The 15,621-nt window shown below is 35.6% G+C and carries 18 protein-coding genes and 1 other RNA gene; 15 read left to right on the top strand and 4 right to left on the bottom strand.

The window, feature by feature from the left end; genetic code table 11:
* The first annotated feature begins 11 nt into the window (after nucleotides 1-11).
* From dinG to V7S50_RS04320, 7 genes are all read left to right on the top strand, one after another.
* A complete protein-coding gene (gene dinG / locus V7S50_RS04350) occupies nucleotides 12-2,816 on the top strand; it encodes an ATP-dependent DNA helicase DinG (RefSeq protein WP_242251214.1) in 2,805 nt (934 codons plus the stop codon).
* A gap of 250 nt (nucleotides 2,817-3,066) precedes the next feature.
* On the top strand, nucleotides 3,067-3,237 hold the full coding sequence (locus V7S50_RS04345; RefSeq protein ID WP_242251215.1) for a YpmA family protein: 171 nt from the start codon (nucleotides 3,067-3,069) through the stop codon (nucleotides 3,235-3,237).
* A 7-nt stretch (nucleotides 3,238-3,244) separates the two neighbouring features.
* Entirely contained in the window at nucleotides 3,245-3,748 is a 504-nt protein-coding gene (locus tag V7S50_RS04340; RefSeq protein ID WP_242251907.1) for a cell wall elongation regulator TseB-like domain-containing protein, read from the top strand.
* Between the two features lie 18 nt (nucleotides 3,749-3,766).
* Nucleotides 3,767-4,954 carry an aspartate transaminase AspB gene (aspB, locus tag V7S50_RS04335; protein ID WP_242251216.1) on the top strand — a complete coding sequence of 396 codons (1,188 nt, stop codon included), beginning with the start codon at nucleotides 3,767-3,769 and terminating at the stop codon, nucleotides 4,952-4,954.
* Between the two features lie 122 nt (nucleotides 4,955-5,076).
* A complete protein-coding gene (gene dnaD / locus V7S50_RS04330; protein WP_060630206.1) occupies nucleotides 5,077-5,784 on the top strand; it encodes a DNA replication protein DnaD in 708 nt (235 codons plus the stop codon).
* 15 nt (nucleotides 5,785-5,799) lie between these two features.
* Entirely contained in the window at nucleotides 5,800-6,447 is a 648-nt protein-coding gene (gene nth, locus V7S50_RS04325) for an endonuclease III (RefSeq protein WP_063224135.1), read from the top strand.
* 3 nt (nucleotides 6,448-6,450) lie between these two features.
* On the top strand, nucleotides 6,451-6,969 hold the full coding sequence (locus V7S50_RS04320) for a YpoC family protein (RefSeq protein WP_063224134.1): 519 nt from the start codon (nucleotides 6,451-6,453) through the stop codon (nucleotides 6,967-6,969).
* Between the two features lie 23 nt (nucleotides 6,970-6,992).
* On the opposite strand, the gene V7S50_RS04315 is transcribed toward V7S50_RS04320, so the two are convergent.
* The gene (locus tag V7S50_RS04315; RefSeq protein ID WP_242251217.1) at nucleotides 6,993-9,722 is read right to left on the bottom strand and encodes a PBP1A family penicillin-binding protein; all 2,730 of its coding nucleotides are present in this window, start codon (nucleotides 9,720-9,722) and stop codon (nucleotides 6,993-6,995) included.
* A 65-nt stretch (nucleotides 9,723-9,787) separates the two neighbouring features.
* The gene (recU, locus tag V7S50_RS04310; RefSeq protein WP_242251218.1) at nucleotides 9,788-10,390 is read right to left on the bottom strand and encodes a Holliday junction resolvase RecU; all 603 of its coding nucleotides are present in this window, start codon (nucleotides 10,388-10,390) and stop codon (nucleotides 9,788-9,790) included.
* A 103-nt stretch (nucleotides 10,391-10,493) separates the two neighbouring features.
* Between recU and V7S50_RS04305 the strand changes: the two genes are divergently transcribed.
* Nucleotides 10,494-11,519: a DUF2515 domain-containing protein gene (locus tag V7S50_RS04305; RefSeq protein WP_242251219.1), complete on the top strand. Its 1,026-nt coding sequence runs from the start codon at nucleotides 10,494-10,496 to the stop codon at nucleotides 11,517-11,519.
* Nucleotides 11,520-11,724: 205 nt separating this feature from the next.
* Here V7S50_RS04305 and V7S50_RS04300 read toward each other — a convergent pair whose 3' ends face one another.
* Nucleotides 11,725-11,901 carry a hypothetical protein gene (locus V7S50_RS04300; protein WP_002020884.1) on the bottom strand — a complete coding sequence of 59 codons (177 nt, stop codon included), beginning with the start codon at nucleotides 11,899-11,901 and terminating at the stop codon, nucleotides 11,725-11,727.
* A gap of 85 nt (nucleotides 11,902-11,986) precedes the next feature.
* On the opposite strand from V7S50_RS04300, the gene V7S50_RS04295 reads away from it, so the two are divergent.
* Both V7S50_RS04295 and V7S50_RS04290 read left to right on the top strand, forming a co-directional pair.
* Nucleotides 11,987-12,229, top strand: a complete 243-nt coding sequence (locus V7S50_RS04295) for a hypothetical protein (protein WP_001252039.1) — start codon at nucleotides 11,987-11,989, stop codon at nucleotides 12,227-12,229.
* A 15-nt stretch (nucleotides 12,230-12,244) separates the two neighbouring features.
* Nucleotides 12,245-12,589 carry a YppE family protein gene (locus V7S50_RS04290; RefSeq protein WP_097949079.1) on the top strand — a complete coding sequence of 115 codons (345 nt, stop codon included), beginning with the start codon at nucleotides 12,245-12,247 and terminating at the stop codon, nucleotides 12,587-12,589.
* 26 nt (nucleotides 12,590-12,615) lie between these two features.
* On the opposite strand, the gene V7S50_RS04285 is transcribed toward V7S50_RS04290, so the two are convergent.
* On the bottom strand, nucleotides 12,616-12,807 hold the full coding sequence (locus tag V7S50_RS04285; protein ID WP_000242661.1) for a YppF family protein: 192 nt from the start codon (nucleotides 12,805-12,807) through the stop codon (nucleotides 12,616-12,618).
* Nucleotides 12,808-12,984: 177 nt separating this feature from the next.
* On the opposite strand from V7S50_RS04285, the gene V7S50_RS04280 reads away from it, so the two are divergent.
* The 5 genes from V7S50_RS04280 to rnpB all read left to right on the top strand — a co-directional run bounded on the left by V7S50_RS04280 (nucleotide 12,985) and on the right by rnpB (nucleotide 15,612).
* On the top strand, nucleotides 12,985-13,485 hold the full coding sequence (locus V7S50_RS04280; RefSeq protein ID WP_242251220.1) for a YppG family protein: 501 nt from the start codon (nucleotides 12,985-12,987) through the stop codon (nucleotides 13,483-13,485).
* Nucleotides 13,486-13,641: 156 nt separating this feature from the next.
* Nucleotides 13,642-14,091: a CotD family spore coat protein gene (locus V7S50_RS04275; protein WP_242251221.1), complete on the top strand. Its 450-nt coding sequence runs from the start codon at nucleotides 13,642-13,644 to the stop codon at nucleotides 14,089-14,091.
* Between the two features lie 55 nt (nucleotides 14,092-14,146).
* Complete coding sequence (locus tag V7S50_RS04270; protein ID WP_063224128.1) at nucleotides 14,147-14,701, top strand: DUF1273 domain-containing protein; 555 nt, start codon at nucleotides 14,147-14,149, stop codon at nucleotides 14,699-14,701.
* Nucleotides 14,702-14,798: 97 nt separating this feature from the next.
* A complete protein-coding gene (gene gpsB / locus V7S50_RS04265) occupies nucleotides 14,799-15,134 on the top strand; it encodes a cell division regulator GpsB (protein WP_063224127.1) in 336 nt (111 codons plus the stop codon).
* Nucleotides 15,135-15,221: 87 nt separating this feature from the next.
* An RNA gene (gene rnpB, locus V7S50_RS04260) (RNase P RNA component class B) lies at nucleotides 15,222-15,612 on the top strand.
* Nucleotides 15,613-15,621: the final 9 nt, after the last annotated feature.

Below are 15,621 nucleotides of genomic sequence, written 5' to 3'. Positions count from 1 at the left end.
GTGTTACATATATGAGTAAGCGTTATGTCGTTGTGGATTTAGAGACGACAGGGAACTCCTGGAAGGATGGGAAGGATAAAATTACCCAAATTGCAGCTGTTGTAGTGGAAGATGGAGAGATATTGGAGATTTTTTCATCTTTTATTAATCCGAAGAGAGAGATTCCACCATTTATTACAGAACTAACAGGGATTGATGAGGGTATGGTTAAGCAAGCCCCGTTATTTCAAGATGTAGCCCCGATGGTTGTTGAGCTATTACAAGGTGCAGCTTTCGTTGCACATAACGTTCACTTTGATTGGAATTTTTTAACGGAAGAATTAAGGCAGGCTGGATATACAGAAGTACATTGTCCAAAAGTTGATACAGTTGAGTTGGCACAAATTCTATTGCCGACGGCTGATAGTTATAAATTACGTGATTTAGCTAAACAACATGAACTAGAGCACGATCAACCGCATCGTGCGGATAGTGATGCTCTTGCTACAGCGGAATTATTTTTACAATTTTTAAATGAAATTGAAAAGTTACCACTTGTCACCTTGCAATCGCTTTATGAATTGAGCGATGTTTTTCAAAGTGATATTGCGGATGTACTTTCTGAAAATATTTTAAAGAAAATGATGCATGGTAAAAAAGCGGCAGAGGGGTATGAAGTGTATCGAAATATTGCGCTTCGAAAACGGAATTATTCTTTAAATCTCAGTGAAACATGTTCATCTAAATTTGATGCTTTTTTGCATAAGACAATCGATAAACTTGCATTGAATATGCCAAAGTTTGAAAAAAGAGAAAGCCAACAAATTATGATGAAGGAAATATATACAGCACTAAGAGATTCTAGGTTTTCCCTAATTGAAGCAGGAACAGGAACAGGGAAGACTCTTGCATATTTACTTCCAAGTATTTATTTTGCAAAGAAAAAAGAAGAACCTGTCATCATAAGTACCCAAACCGTACAACTGCAACAACAAATACTAGAAAAAGAAATTCCATTATTACAGAAAATAATGCCATTTTCATTTGAAGTAGCTCTTTTGAAAGGAAGAAAGCATTATCTTTGCCTACATAAATTTGAATATGCTTTGCAAGAGGAAGAGAAAAATTATGATATGGCGCTCACAAAGGCAAAAATTTTAGTATGGTTATTGCAAACGGAAACTGGCGATCGGGATGAATTAAATATTCCTGAGGGCGGAAAGTTACTTTGGAACCGTATTTGTAGTGATGTACATAGTCCAGGCGGGATGCAAAGCAACTGGTTTAGTCGTTGTTTTTATCAACGAGCAAAGAATAAAGCGTTATTTGCAGATATCGTTATTACAAATCATACGTTATTATTTCAAGATTTTTCAAGTGAAGAACCATTGTTTGCTTCATGCGAACATATTATTTTTGATGAAGCTCATCATATTGAGGAAGCGGCAAGTAGAACATTAGGTGAACAGTTCTCCTGTATGTATTTCCAGCTAGTTTTATCTCGTCTTGGTACGCTAGAAACAGATGATGTACTTTCTAAAGTATATAAAATGATGAAAAAATCAGAACAAGCCTCTCGTTCGACTTTCCGGATGGTGAGTCATAGTTTGAAGGAATTGAAATTTGATGCGGATGAGCTATTCCAAATGTTACGTGCGTTCATCTTTAAACAAACAAAGCAGGAACAAGGGATAAGCAATATGCCACTTATTTATCGATATAACACAGAAGTAGAGAAAGGTAAGTTATGGGATAGCATTACCGAGTTAACAAATCGTTTTGTATATGATATAAGAAAATTATTGACTACACTTGAGAAGCAAGTTGATATATTGCAAAGTAAAATAGAATGGGAAATGCATGTTGTTACTGGTGAATTTATGCATTTAATTGAGTTGTTGAGAAAGATGGCACAAGCTTTACAATTACTCATTTTAGAAAAAAATTCATATGTGACATGGATGGAGACTGAAACGAAGGGAACTATTCATTCAACTGTTTTATATGGGCAACCTGTTCATATTGCTGAAAGGTTTGCTGATGAATTTTTAACACAGAAAAAGAGTGTTATTTTCACATCAGCAACGTTAACAGTAAACGATTCATTTGCCTATATAAAAGAAGAGCTAGGTTTACATGATTTTGCTCCTAATACATTACAGGTTCCGTCACCATTCCGTTTTGAAGAACAAATGAAATTAATGGTTTCAACTGATGTGCCTTTTATTAAGAAAGCAAGTAATGAAGAATATATTGAATCTGTGTCAGCACATATTACAAAAATAGCGAAAGCTACAAAAGGTAGAATGCTCGTTTTATTCACCTCGTATGAGATGTTGAAAGAAGCGTATACGAATTTGAAAAATGACGAGGAGTTAGAAGGGTATTTATTATTAACGCAAAGTGTGAATAATAAGAGCCGAAGTCGTCTCATTCGTAAGTTTCAAGAGTTCGACAAATCAATTTTGTTAGGAACAAGTAGTTTTTGGGAAGGGATCGATATACCTGGAGATGCCCTTAGTTGTCTTGTAATTGTCCGGCTTCCCTTTACGCCTCCTCATCAACCGATGATAGAAGCAAAAGGAGAATGGTTAAAAAATCAAGGAGAGGACGTATTCGCTAAGTTAGCACTCCCGCAAGCGATACTGCGTTTCAAACAAGGGTTTGGTCGTCTCATTAGAACGAGTACAGATACTGGAACAGTATTTGTATTAGATCGTCGTTTGACAAGCTCTTCCTATGGGAAACATTTTTTGCAATCAATTCCAACTGTCCCGCTCTATGAAGGCTCTTTAGAAGAATTGTTAGAACAATTAAAGGAACGGCCAACTGAATAAAATTGGAAGAAAAATACGCCTGAAGTACATTTAATCTTCAGGCGTAAAAAATGTGGGTAGGAGGAATTTTATTTTTCTTACTTCTTGTATACAAAATGTATTGGTTTTCGACTTGAAACCTTTTTTTGCTGTACATGTCCTGCTATAATAGATGGGTGATGAAGCAGGGGTTGTAAAGAATGTACTCTTATTGTAACCGCATTGCGTTCTTCTATAATTAGAAATTTTTGTGTAACGGAGGAGTTTTTTCATGGATAAGAAAATCGAAGTCCTATCAACGACGCGTATTAAATATTCGTCTGACTTGTATAAAATTGTTGATAGCTTGAATCGTACGTTAAAAGAGCAGGACCTCATGTTCGGATTAGCATTAGACGAAAATGATAAAGAAACAGCTGTATTTACGATTTACAGAACGTAGTGATAAAATGAAAAAGTGGATCTTTACAATCATTATCGTAATCGTTGCTAGCGGAATGTATGGGGCGTATGTTTATAATAAAGCAATGGAAAAGAAACTTCCCAAAGAGGCAAAATCTGTAGAAATTGCGAAAGAAAAGGCAAAGCTTACAAAAGTAAAATCTGTTGATTATTATAACGGAGAATCTTCATATACAGTCGTACAAGGTACAGATGAAAAAGGAGAACAACTTATCGTTTGGGTGCCTGAGAAAAAAGGGGAAACAATAGTAAGGAAAAAGAGTGAAGGTATTTCTGAAAAAGAGGCTTTACAAAGAACGATTGAACAAGTCGGAGATGACAGTAAAGAGCCCAAAAGTAAGCCTAAAGAAATTTTAAAAGTAAAATTAGGCGTTGAAAACAATATACCACTATGGGAAGTTACATATATTGATGATGACAATCGTTATAGTTACTACAATCTTGCATTTCAAGATGGTCAGTTTTTAAAACGATATAGCATTGAAAAATAGATGTAGGGGGAACTACAAATGAAATTAGCAAAGCGAGTAGCTGCTTTAACACCATCTGCAACTTTAGAAATTACAGCAAAGGCACAAGCATTAAAAGCAGAAGGTCATGATGTAATTGGATTAGGGGCAGGAGAACCTGATTTTAATACGCCAGAACATATTATGGATGCCGCACATAAAGCGATGTTAGAAGGACATACGAAGTATACACCAACAGGTGGATTACAAGCGTTAAAACAAGAAATTGTGAAGAAGTTTACTCGCGATCAAGGAATTGCGTATGATCCGTCTGAAATTATTGTATGTAACGGCGCAAAGCATGCATTATATACATTATTCCAAGTGTTACTTGATGAAGGAGATGAAGTTATCATCCCAACGCCTTACTGGGTAAGTTATCCTGAACAAGTAAAACTCGCTGGAGGTAAGCCAGTTTATGTAGAAGGCATGGAAGACAATGAGTACAAGATTACAGCAAAGCAGCTGCGTGAGGCAATTACAGAGAAAACGAAAGCAGTTATTATTAATTCACCGAGCAATCCAACAGGAATGATTTACAGCAAAGAAGAATTACAACAGCTTGGAGAAGTATGTTTAGAACATGATATTTTAATCGTTTCAGATGAAATTTATGAAAAATTAATTTATGGTGGAGCAGAATATACTTCAATTGCCCAGCTTTCTAATGCATTAAAAGAACAAACACTTATTATTAATGGTGTATCTAAATCTCATTCTATGACGGGATGGCGTATTGGATATGCAGCAGGAAATAAGCAGCTTATTAAAGCGATGACGAACTTAGCAAGTCATAGTACGTCAAACCCTACTTCAATCGCTCAATACGGCGCAATCGCGGCATATGCAGGCTCACAAGAACCTGTAGAAACAATGCGTCAAGCATTCGAAGAGAGATTAAACATTATTTATGATAAATTAATTCAAATTCCTGGCTTTACTTGCATTAAACCACAAGGTGCATTTTACTTATTCCCTAATGTAAAAGAAGCGGTAGCTTTATCAGGATATGAAACTGTTGATGATTGGGCAAAAGCTCTATTAGAAGAGGAAAAAGTGGCTCTTGTACCAGGTACAGGATTTGGTGCTCCAAACAACGTTCGTTTATCATATGCGACATCTCTTGAACAAGTAGAGAAAGCATTAGAACGCATTCATACGTTTATGAAAAGTAAAGTGCAAGCTTAATTGTATATTTTATTAACGCAATACAAAAAACCTTCCTACATGATAGGGAGGTTTTTTTTGACGAATTGTGGCAAAAAGAATTAGTGAAAGGTGTGTTATACTAGAGAGCGAGGTGTTTGGTGATGAAAAAGAAAATGATGTTACAGTGGTTTGAACAGGGAAGCATTGCAATTCCAAAATTACTTATGATGCATTATAAAAAATTAGGGTTAAATGAAACGGAATTTATGGTTGTACTTCATGTACACACGTTTTTAGAATCGGGCAATTCGTTTCCGACTCCGTCAGAGATTTCAGAACGGATGACGATTACTGAAATGAAATGTATGGAAGTGATTCAGACATTGATTCAAAAAGGTTTTTTATCACTAGAAGGTGGACAAAGATCAGAAGCGATGATGTGTGAAAGTTATTCTTTACAACCACTATGGGAAAAAATATTGCATTTCTTAATGAATGAATCAATAGAGGAAGAACAAAAAGAAATAAAACAACTGCAAGTAAATTTATATACAGTATTTGAAAAAGAATTTGGAAGACCACTTTCTCCATTTGAATGTGAAACGTTGGGGATGTGGGAAGATCAAGATCAACATCATCCGAATTTAATTCAAGCGGCCCTCAGGGAAGCTGTAATGAGTGGTAAGCTTAATTTCCGATATATTGATCGCATTTTATTTGAGTGGAAAAAGAATGGTATTAAAACAGTAGATCAAGCCCAAAATCAAGGACGAAAATTTAGAGCAAATCAACAACGAACACAGCAAACGACAAAACAAGAGACGAAATTTACTGGAAAAGTGCCTTTTTATAATTGGTTGGAGCAGTAATGTAGGAGGAAGTATATGTTAAATAAAACGCAAATCCGCTATTGTTTAGACACAATGGCGGACATGTACCCAGAAGCACATTGTGAATTAATTCATGATAATCCGTTTGAACTAGTAATAGCGGTAGCATTATCTGCACAATGTACAGATGCACTTGTAAATAAAGTGACGAAAAATTTATTTCGAAAATATAAAACACCAGAAGATTATTTAAGTGTTTCTCTAGAAGAGTTACAACAAGATATACGTTCTATTGGATTGTATAGAAATAAAGCGAAAAACATTCAAAAATTGTGCCGAATGTTATTAGATGATTACAATGGGGAAGTGCCGAAAGATCGAGATGAGCTTACGAAGTTACCAGGTGTAGGACGGAAGACAGCGAATGTTGTAGTATCGGTAGCTTTTGGAATACCGGCAATTGCTGTCGATACGCATGTAGAGCGGGTGAGCAAACGATTAGCGATTTGTAGATGGAAAGACTCTGTATTAGAAGTCGAAAAAACATTAATGAAGAAAATTCCGATGGATGAATGGGGCGTTACACATCACCGTTTGATTTTCTTTGGACGTTATCACTGTAAAGCACAGCGACCACAGTGTGAAGAGTGTCGATTGCTAGAAGTGTGTCGAGAAGGAAAGAAGCGAATGAAGGGGAAATAAAGGATGGAGCGAGTTATAGAAGTACCGAGAGAATTTCGGTACTTACCATTTTTTAAAGAAAGTATAAATTCAATTGAGTATCATACAGAACAGTCTTTTGAAGAAATCATACAATGTACTTACTTTATATTTGATATTGAAAGACAATATGAGCCGTGGAATGAAATTGAAAATAGTATTCCGGTAATGTTGAATGTATGGAAAAATAAGCATGAAGACATTGCCGCATTATTTCGAAACAGAAAGAAACAAGAAGCTGAAGGTCCGATGATTCTTTTTGCAGCGCATTTGTTATCAATTGTATATTGGTTAAATGAGCAACCTGTTCATAGTTTGGATGAAATGGAAGATTACACGAGTAAATTGGAAGTACAACCAGTTAATTTTATGGAGCGGTATTCGTTCATTATAAAGAAACCAAATAATTATCATTCTTATATTCAGTTAGCACAGTTGTATATTGAAATAGAAAAGCTATATGTAAAGAAAATGATAACAAAAAAGAAGTCCTTTTCTCGTTAAGAGAAAGGACTTCTTTTTTGTTATTAAGACTCTGTTGTAACAACATTTCCGTCTGCGTGAGGAGTAGTATCTCCTCCAGTATCCTGTTGTTGCTGTTGTTGCTGTTCTTGTTGTTTGCGTTCCTCATCAGCCTTTTTCTTAGCTTCTTCATCAGCCTTTTTTCTAGCCTCTTCGTCAGCTTTCTGCTTAGCTTCTTCATCAGCCTTTTTCTTAGCTTCTTCATCAGCCTTTTTTCTAGCCTCTTCGTCAGCCTTTTTTCTAGCCTCTTCGTCAGCCTTTTTTCTAGCCTCTTCGTCAGCCTTTTTCTTAGCTTCTTCATCAGCTATTTTCTTAGCCTCGTCTTGTTTTAGTTTATCTTCATTAGCTTTTTTCTGTGCTTCCTCATCAGCTTTTTTCTTAGCTTCTTCGTCAGCCTTCTTCTTAGCCTCTTCGTCAGCTTTCTTCGCGTCTGGAGTTCCTCCAGGCGCAGTGAAGGATGCACCAACTGCAGGGCTTGTTCCAGTACCTTTTTTCGCTACTACAGAGAAGCTGTAAGTAACGCCTGGTTTAATACCGCCAAGAGTAGCTGTTGTACCTTTTATTGATAAACTACCACTTGAACCGTCTGTCGCTTTATAGCTTGCTGCATATGCATCAACCTCTGCTGGTCCAGACCAGTTTAGTGTAACTGTGCTAGCACCATCGAAATTGACATTAAGACCACTAGGTGCATCTACTTTAATTTGTTTAATTGCATCTTTTTTCGCACCTTTTACATATAACTCTCCGTTTATTTCTTGTACAGAAGAAGGACGCTCAAAACGGGAGTTATCTGTAGCGAATTTGCTCATCATTACTTGGAACATTTGTTGTGCAATTCTAGTAGAGCGATCGCCAATGTAATTTTCTGGACCATCCTTTTCGTAACCAGTCCATACTGCCATTGTATACTGCGGTGTATATCCAGCGAACCAGCTATCTCTGTTTGCATCAGCTGGAATATCATATTTTTTAAGAACGTCTTCATCAAAGTTTTGTGTCCCTGTTTTACCAGCTACGTCAAAACCAGAAACGTATGCTGTTGGACCTGTACCACCAGAACCAGGTTTTACTACGTCACGAAGAACGTCAGTAACCATGTAAGCTGTGTAGTCTTGCATCACTCGTTGTTCTTTCGGTTTAAAACTTTTCTTTGTCCCGTCGGGGAAGATGACTTCTTTTACGAAGTGCGGTTTATTATAGTTACCATCATTACCAAAGGCTGCATATGCACCTGCTAATTGTAATGGAGAACTATCGTTACTACCGATTGCTGTTGATTCATATACTTTGCCGTCTTTAAAGGTCATACCTAAGCCTTCAGCAAACGCTTGTGACTTCGGTAGTCCAACCGCTTGAGCTGTCTTTAAAGCTGGGATGTTTAATGATTTTTTCAAAGCTTCACGTAGTGAAACGTCACCTTTGTAACTCTTTGTGGCATTTCGTATTTTCTTTCCATTGGAATACGTATACTCTGAGTCGTTTAATTGATGGTATGTAGACCATTGTAAATTCTCGAATGCTGGACCATAGTCGAAAATTGGTTTCATTGTTGAACCAACTTGGCGTTTTAAATCAGTTGCCATATTATGACCTTTGAAAGTAGACTTACTGTCTTTGCGCCCAGCCCCAATTGCTCGAACTTCTCCAGACTTTGTATCCATAAATACGAATGATCCTTGGAATTGGTCGCTGGGATACTTAATAAGGTTGCCATCCATAATTTTTTCAGCGTACTCTTGAGCATCTTGATCAAGTGTTGTATGAATTGTTAAACCATCTGAACCAATATTTATATCAGGATATTCTTTTTCAATTTCTGTTACAACAGCATCTAAAAATGCTTGATACTTCATCTCGGTTACTTCTGAAGACGGTTGAAGACCTTCAGTTACAGGGATTTTTATTGCGTTATTCATTTCGTCTTTTGTTATATAACCATGTCGATTCATTAATGATAATACGACGTTACGACGTTGTGTAGCTCGTTCAACGTTGTCTTTTTTTGTTGGATCATAAATATTAGGACCTTGGGGTAAACCAGCGAGCATCGCAGCTTCATGTAACTGTAAGTCTTTTAAATCTTTGTTATAATATTTTTTTGCTGCTGTTGAAATACCGTACGAACGGTTACCTAAGTTAATCTTATTTAAGTACATTTCTAAGATTTCATGTTTAGAGTATTGTTGCTCTAATTTGTAAGATAGGTACCATTCTTGCACTTTTCTCTTTGCAGTTTTGTCCATCGTTAGAAAATAGTTTTTGACTACTTGTTGTGTAATCGTACTACCACCTTGAGATCCGAAACCTCCAGTGACGTTTTCCATAACTGCTTTTGTAGTTCGTTTAAAATCAATTCCATTATGGTCATAGAAACGTGAATCCTCAGTTGCAAGGAATGCATTTTCAACTACTTTTGGAATTTGATCATACGTAACGTGGGTTCGTTTTTCAGCACCGTATTCATAGAAAAAGTTCCCATCTTTATCAAGAAACTTTGTTGATAAAGGATTGACAAGTTTTGATTTGTCTAATTTTGGAGCGTCCTTCACCATAACAAAGAAAGCGGAAACGCCAGCAACAAGACCAACGATACCAAGAAGTAGACAACCTATAAGGAATTTTTTAAAAAAGGAGCCTTTTTTCTTTGGTTTTTTTTCTTTATTTGTTTCTTGCTGTTGATTTTGATTTTTTACATGATTTCGTTCTGTACGAGAACGATAATTATCTGACATTATACTTTCTCCTACCTTTCATTCTCTCCCCAAAAGTCGAAAAAAGAGCCTTAGTGATGACTCTATCACGAAAAATAAACCGTGTCTAGTACACGGATATAATCAATCCGAGGGTGATAACCGCATGATAATAAAGATCCATGCTCTTCTATTTCTTCTTTCGTAATCGATTTCCGTCCACCAGTATTTTGACGATTCCAAAACGCAATAATATGTTTTGCATCTAATAAATAAAATTCATCAAAAAGTGTAAATTTAATAATAACAAATGCAATTCCATTATGAGCTATTACTTGCTTCATATGTTCAATTTGATGAAGGTGGAAGTTTTGAAGTGGAAAACTGGTTTTATTTTTTGTTTCTTTCGCTTCAAAATCGATGTATTTCCCTTTATATACACCGTTGTAATCTGTTGTAGAAGGTTGTTTAAAATACGCTTCTTTTACCACTGCAGCACTTCGAGCGGGGTAATCTACTTTTACAATTTGAAGAGGTGTAGGTTTTTTATGTACACATGCAATATTATGGGTTAAGTAATATTCATTTGTTTCATTCAATTCCTCTTCAAGGGACATACCTCTATTACTATAAGTATGTTTTTTAATTGGTGTTTTATGAGGTTGTGAAGCTTGATTGAACCGTTTTCCATTTGGGTAACGAATGGTCATATTGTGTCCACTCCCAACTTGTTAAGAATTACTTACAAAGGTGATTATAACAAAAAATGAAAAAAGATGTGACCTTTTTGAAGAAAGGTATGATGACTTATTCATGTTTACATGGAATGATTATGAAAAAATTAAACAATATCGTAAAAATATCGCCTGTACAGAAGAAGAAAAAACAATCGTTTACAACATTAAGAGGGAAATAGAAATAGCTAATATGGACAACATTTCTCGAACACAGTCTTATCAAGAATATTATGTAAGAAATAGTGAAATCAGGTGGGCCTTCTTAGCGAGTATGGTCTCGAGAAATGCGGGATGGAATATGACTGATTTAGAAGGGAGGTATTATGCTACTGTTTTACCTCAAAAAGTAAAAAAACATTTGTTTCTGACGTATGAAGAAGCGAATTGGATTATTTTTTTAGATGCATTTCCTCAGCTGTTGTTATACGAAGAAAGTAAGAGGAGGCAGGTGCCACTATTCTATTTGTTACAATATTTCAACGTATCAATTTTTATGGAAAAAGAATGGATATATTTTTGGGAGAAAAAAGATATAAACAGGCTCATGACTGCGCTTATTATAAATGAGCAAAATAAAATTCAAAAACCAGTTATTGAGAATGCATATTTTAAAAAACATGTATTCCATACAGCACTTTTTAAATTGCAAGAAATACTTCATATTAGTGCCGTTATTTTTCCAACCGTTGAAGGGAATATGTATGGTTTTTCAGTTTATCAATTTGAAACGTTACAAAAGCGTATAGAACTAGGGAAGAAATTAGCGGAGTTACTGTTTCATCCAGATTATAAAAGGTTATTCCATAGGTTTGCATTGCAAACTACACACACAGGGTCAAGAGCAGATTATGAATATTATGTAAGAGTAGCTAGAAAATCTTGTACGCCAGTCCTTAGAGAGGTTTATCCTGTTGTTGCACATAAGGGGATAAGTATGAGAGATTGGTTTTGTAGAGATACAGAAATAAATGAGCTATTTTTACCAGAAGAGTATAAGGGTGAAGTTGATATAACAGAATGGTATAAAAGAAAGAGAGGGCAAATCTATGTTGCTTCTATTGTAAATCGTTTTGTTAAAAGGATGGAAGAGTTCGTGATATAATAAAAAAGAAGTCCCGTCTTCATTTATGAAGACGGGACTTCTTAATGTGAAGTAATCCTGCCATTTGTGCTAAAAATTTAATCTCAAAACTTAATCAATATAAGAGATTAAGGATGCTTCAGAAATTAGCTTTTTGTAAAAGCCCGATTGGTGAGGGTTGATAATCAGTCGGGGATGAACAGACCCCACTGATTAAAATTTTACTTTATGTAGCAGGGAAGTTTGGACCATCTAACTTTGGATTGCCAGTTTCGGGTTTATTTTGTTTGTTTTGTTTTTTCTTTTTTTCATTTTTGTTCTTTGTCATCTTCATACACCTCCTTTTTGTATTGTTACCATTTCTATAAATGACATACAAAATGATTTCTTTGACGAATAACAACTAGTTTTGTCATGTGGGCAGGAGTGGGAAATCATTCGGCGAAATTACATGACAAAGGAAAAGCAAAGAAGGGGGCGTTTTGTATATGGCGATGGTTCAGAAGGAAGATGTAATGAAAACGATGGATCAAATGTTAAGTTCTCTCGATTTGCTGGAAATGAATATAGGGATTAGAATGAATCATGCATTGAAGGATAAGAGTGAAAAAATATGCAACAAGATAGAAATAACAGAAATGCATATTGAGCATATGGAAAATAAATTAGTGCATCACGAAGAAAAAGGGAATTGGGTGAAGGCATTTCAAAACGTCGTAGTGAGTGCATAATAAGGTGGGAATAAAATGAAGTATGAAGCATTAATACAGTCTTCGGAAAAACTTATGCAGCATAATAATGAAGCGAATGTGAAAAAAAGAGAAATGATTGAATATGATTTTTATAAGGATATGAAACCATTTGTAGATATGGTAGATGAGGAATTAAAAGTGTGGAAAGAATTAGCGTATAAATGGATTAAGGAAGAAAAACCGAAGTATATACATGTACAGCAAATTGATCAAGTGTACGATAATTTACAAACAAATGTGTTGCAATGTTTTGTAAATAAAGGAAAAGGTAAGCGATTCTTTGAAACACATCAAGCCATTTCGTATACTTTGCAAAATATAATTGAGCAATGTAAGTAACAAGAGGGGAAACCCTCTTGTTTTTTTTATGCTTCTGTCATTGTTGTAGGTTTTGTTGCACCGTTTATTTCTAATTCTTTTATTAACGTTCGGTAATCTGAAATGCATATTTTTCCTTCGAGATACCAATGTCTCGCAAAGTCTAACAATTCATTTACATTCTCTGTGTAATACCCCTTTTTTTGAGAAAATGCTTGTTTTAAATCCCCTAATACCATGTTGATTCCTCCCCCATGAGAATCTTCTTCTTCATTATCATAGCATGGAAGGGTTTTCTTTTTTAATTTTTTAAAAATTTAAACTTCCGACAAAAATAGACAGATACTTCGTCACACAAATTATTTTGCAGGTACATATTATATATGTAGAAACTTATGTGAAGGAGGAGAGAATGCATGTTTCAACAACCTAACGTATATCAGCAAACGAATCCATATGCACAGCAAAATATGTACCAATATAATACGGATACATATTTACGGTATAATATGTATCCTTTCGAGCCTCATTATGGAAATCAAAATTATTACCAACCATTTGAAGTGTCGTTTATGAATCAACCGCAACAACAGCAGCAACCCTACATGAATCAACAGCAGCATTATATGGATCAACAACAGCAACCTTATATGAATTCCCAATACCATATGCCACCACCATCTCCCTATGGAAATCAACAAGCGATGTTTTATCCACCAAAACAACCGTACCCGACGCAGAATAAACAAAAGCAACAACAGCAACCAAGCCAATTTTCTAGTTTTGTTTCCCAATTTAAAACGTCAGATGGTAACTATGATGTAAATAAAATGATGAATACAGCTGGACAAATGATGAATGCGATGAATCAAGTGACAGGTATTGTAAAGCAAGTTGGAGGATTTTTTGGTAAGTAATTTTGGAGAGTTGTCTATAAAAAAGTATCTTATATGAAGTAGGGGCTAGACAAATTTCCTTGGAGTAAATGGGTATATATAACAAGCGGCTTTCCCTCTTTTCTCATACTGTAAAGTGTAATCAGATTTTTTTAACGAGAGAGGAGAGAAAAAACTATGCATCATTGTCATCCTTGTTTTGGAGGGCATAAGCCTGTAGGACCTATTTGTACAACTGCTCCTGTCGTTCATCCGACGAAACAATGCGTAACACACTCTTTTTCAACAACGGTGGTGCCACACATTTTCCCAACACATACAACACATGTACATCATCAACAAATTAAAAACCAAAACTTCTTCCCGCAAACAAACTCGAATGTAAATGTTGTAGACCCAATTGATCCAGGATTTGGTGGCGGATGTGGACCATGTGGCCATGGTCATCATCACCACGGCCATCAAATATCTCCATTCGGACCAGGACCGAATGTATCACCGTTTGGACCAGGACCGAATGTATCGCCATTTGGACCAGGACCGAATGTATCACCATTTGGACCAAACAACGTATCACCAGTAGGTCCAAATATCGGACCAAACGTTGGTGGAATATTTAAAAAGTAAATGATATGTTAGAACTAGCGAAATGCTAGTTCTTTTTTGTAATTGGAGTGTTGATATGAAAGTTATTGCAGTAACAGGATATAAGCCATTTGAACTTGGCATATTTAAAAATGATCATCCAGGAGTAGAATGTATAAAAAAGGCGCTGCGTCGTAAATTAACTGCTTTTGTAGAAGATGGTTTAGAGTGGGTTATAATAAGCGGCCAGTTAGGTGTAGAATTATGGGCTGCTGAGGTTGTTTTTGAAATACAAGTAGAATACCCAAATTTAAAATTAGCGGTATTCACTCCGTTTTTAGAACAAGAAGAAAACTGGAAGGAAGATAACCGTGAGTATTACGAATTTATTCTCTCTCAAGCAGATCATATTGATAGTATTACGAAACGGAAGTATGAAAGCCCAGAGCAATTTAAATTAAAAAATCAATTTTTTATTGAAAAAAGTGATGCTCTTTTAGCTGTATATGATGAAGAAAAACCAGGGAGTCCTAAATATATTGTAGAAGCAGCAAAGAAAAAAGGAGAAATAGAAAATTATCACAGTTATTTTATTCTTTTTTCCGATTTACAAGATATAATAGAAGAGGAACAATGGAATAATGCTGAGTAATATGTAATATAGTACTCGTATATATGATTGACAAAAAGCATTGTTTCTGAAAAAATTTAGTTAATGAAAGTTTTGGCAAAAATTTGAGGTGAAGAAAATGATTTCGGATAAAATTAAATTAACAGCAAAAGATATTTTAGAAAAAGAATTTAAAACAGGTATGAGAGGTTATCAACAAGAAGAAGTAGACAAGTTTCTTGATATGATCATTAAAGACTATGAGGCTTTCCACAAGGAGTTTGATCAATTAAAGCAACAAAATGCTCGTTTAAAGCGTGAACTAGAAGAACAAAAACTAGTAGCAACGCAAGCTCCACAACAACCTGTACAAACACCAGTTGCACAACCAGTATATAACAACACGAATACGGACATTTTAAAACGTCTATCTAATTTAGAAAAAGCTGTATTTGGAAGTAAGTTATACGAATAATTTTTGGTGATAAAAAGGTAAAAGCATTTTACATAGAAAAAAACATTGCAAAATCTTTTTGTTTCCACTATACTAATGGATGTCATAACGTTTGGGTAATCGCTGCAACGCCAACGTTGTAGAGGAAAGTCCATGCTCGCACGGCCTGAGATGGCTGTAGTGTTCGTGCCTAGCCAATTCATAAGCTAGGGTATTCTGGCTGTAAGGCTGGTTTAACGGCAGGGAAAAAACCTAAGTCCTTTCGGATATGGTTTGACTACCTTTAAAGTGCCACAGTGACGAAGTCCTTGAAGAAATGATAGGAGTGGAACGAGGTAAACCCCACGAGCGAGAAACCCAAATAATGGTAGGGGAATCTTTTCCAAGGAAATGAACGATGGGAAAGGACAGGTTGTATAACCTGTAGATAGATGATTGCCACCGGAGTACGAGGCGTGGGCCGTTTGCAGTACAAAGGAACAGAACATGGCTTACAGAACGTTATGAA

The organism is Bacillus sp. CCNWLW194 (assembly GCF_037120585.1).
In the GTDB taxonomy this organism is placed as follows: Bacteria; Bacillota; Bacilli; order Bacillales; family Bacillaceae_G; genus Bacillus_A; species Bacillus_A basilensis.
The sequence above is the reverse complement of the archived record's forward strand: the minus strand, read 5'-3'. Positions and strand labels throughout refer to the sequence as shown.

Coding starts and splice junctions, on each gene's coding strand:
- dinG (WP_242251214.1), top strand. CDS start 12: ATGAGTAAGCGTTATGTCGTTGTGGATTTAGAGACGACAGGGAACTCC.
- V7S50_RS04285 (WP_000242661.1), bottom strand. CDS start 12,807: ATGGTATTAGGGGATTTAAAACAAGCATTTTCTCAAAAAAAGGGGTAT.
- V7S50_RS04295 (WP_001252039.1), top strand. CDS start 11,987: ATGGCGATGGTTCAGAAGGAAGATGTAATGAAAACGATGGATCAAATG.
- V7S50_RS04315 (WP_242251217.1), bottom strand. CDS start 9,722: ATGTCAGATAATTATCGTTCTCGTACAGAACGAAATCATGTAAAAAAT.
- aspB (WP_242251216.1), top strand. CDS start 3,767: ATGAAATTAGCAAAGCGAGTAGCTGCTTTAACACCATCTGCAACTTTA.
- V7S50_RS04340 (WP_242251907.1), top strand. CDS start 3,245: ATGAAAAAGTGGATCTTTACAATCATTATCGTAATCGTTGCTAGCGGA.
- V7S50_RS04345 (WP_242251215.1), top strand. CDS start 3,067: ATGGATAAGAAAATCGAAGTCCTATCAACGACGCGTATTAAATATTCG.
- V7S50_RS04275 (WP_242251221.1), top strand. CDS start 13,642: ATGCATCATTGTCATCCTTGTTTTGGAGGGCATAAGCCTGTAGGACCT.
- V7S50_RS04305 (WP_242251219.1), top strand. CDS start 10,494: ATGTTTACATGGAATGATTATGAAAAAATTAAACAATATCGTAAAAAT.
- V7S50_RS04270 (WP_063224128.1), top strand. CDS start 14,147: ATGAAAGTTATTGCAGTAACAGGATATAAGCCATTTGAACTTGGCATA.
- V7S50_RS04290 (WP_097949079.1), top strand. CDS start 12,245: ATGAAGTATGAAGCATTAATACAGTCTTCGGAAAAACTTATGCAGCAT.
- dnaD (WP_060630206.1), top strand. CDS start 5,077: ATGAAAAAGAAAATGATGTTACAGTGGTTTGAACAGGGAAGCATTGCA.
- recU (WP_242251218.1), bottom strand. CDS start 10,390: ATGACCATTCGTTACCCAAATGGAAAACGGTTCAATCAAGCTTCACAA.
- V7S50_RS04320 (WP_063224134.1), top strand. CDS start 6,451: ATGGAGCGAGTTATAGAAGTACCGAGAGAATTTCGGTACTTACCATTT.
- nth (WP_063224135.1), top strand. CDS start 5,800: ATGTTAAATAAAACGCAAATCCGCTATTGTTTAGACACAATGGCGGAC.
- V7S50_RS04280 (WP_242251220.1), top strand. CDS start 12,985: ATGTTTCAACAACCTAACGTATATCAGCAAACGAATCCATATGCACAG.
- gpsB (WP_063224127.1), top strand. CDS start 14,799: ATGATTTCGGATAAAATTAAATTAACAGCAAAAGATATTTTAGAAAAA.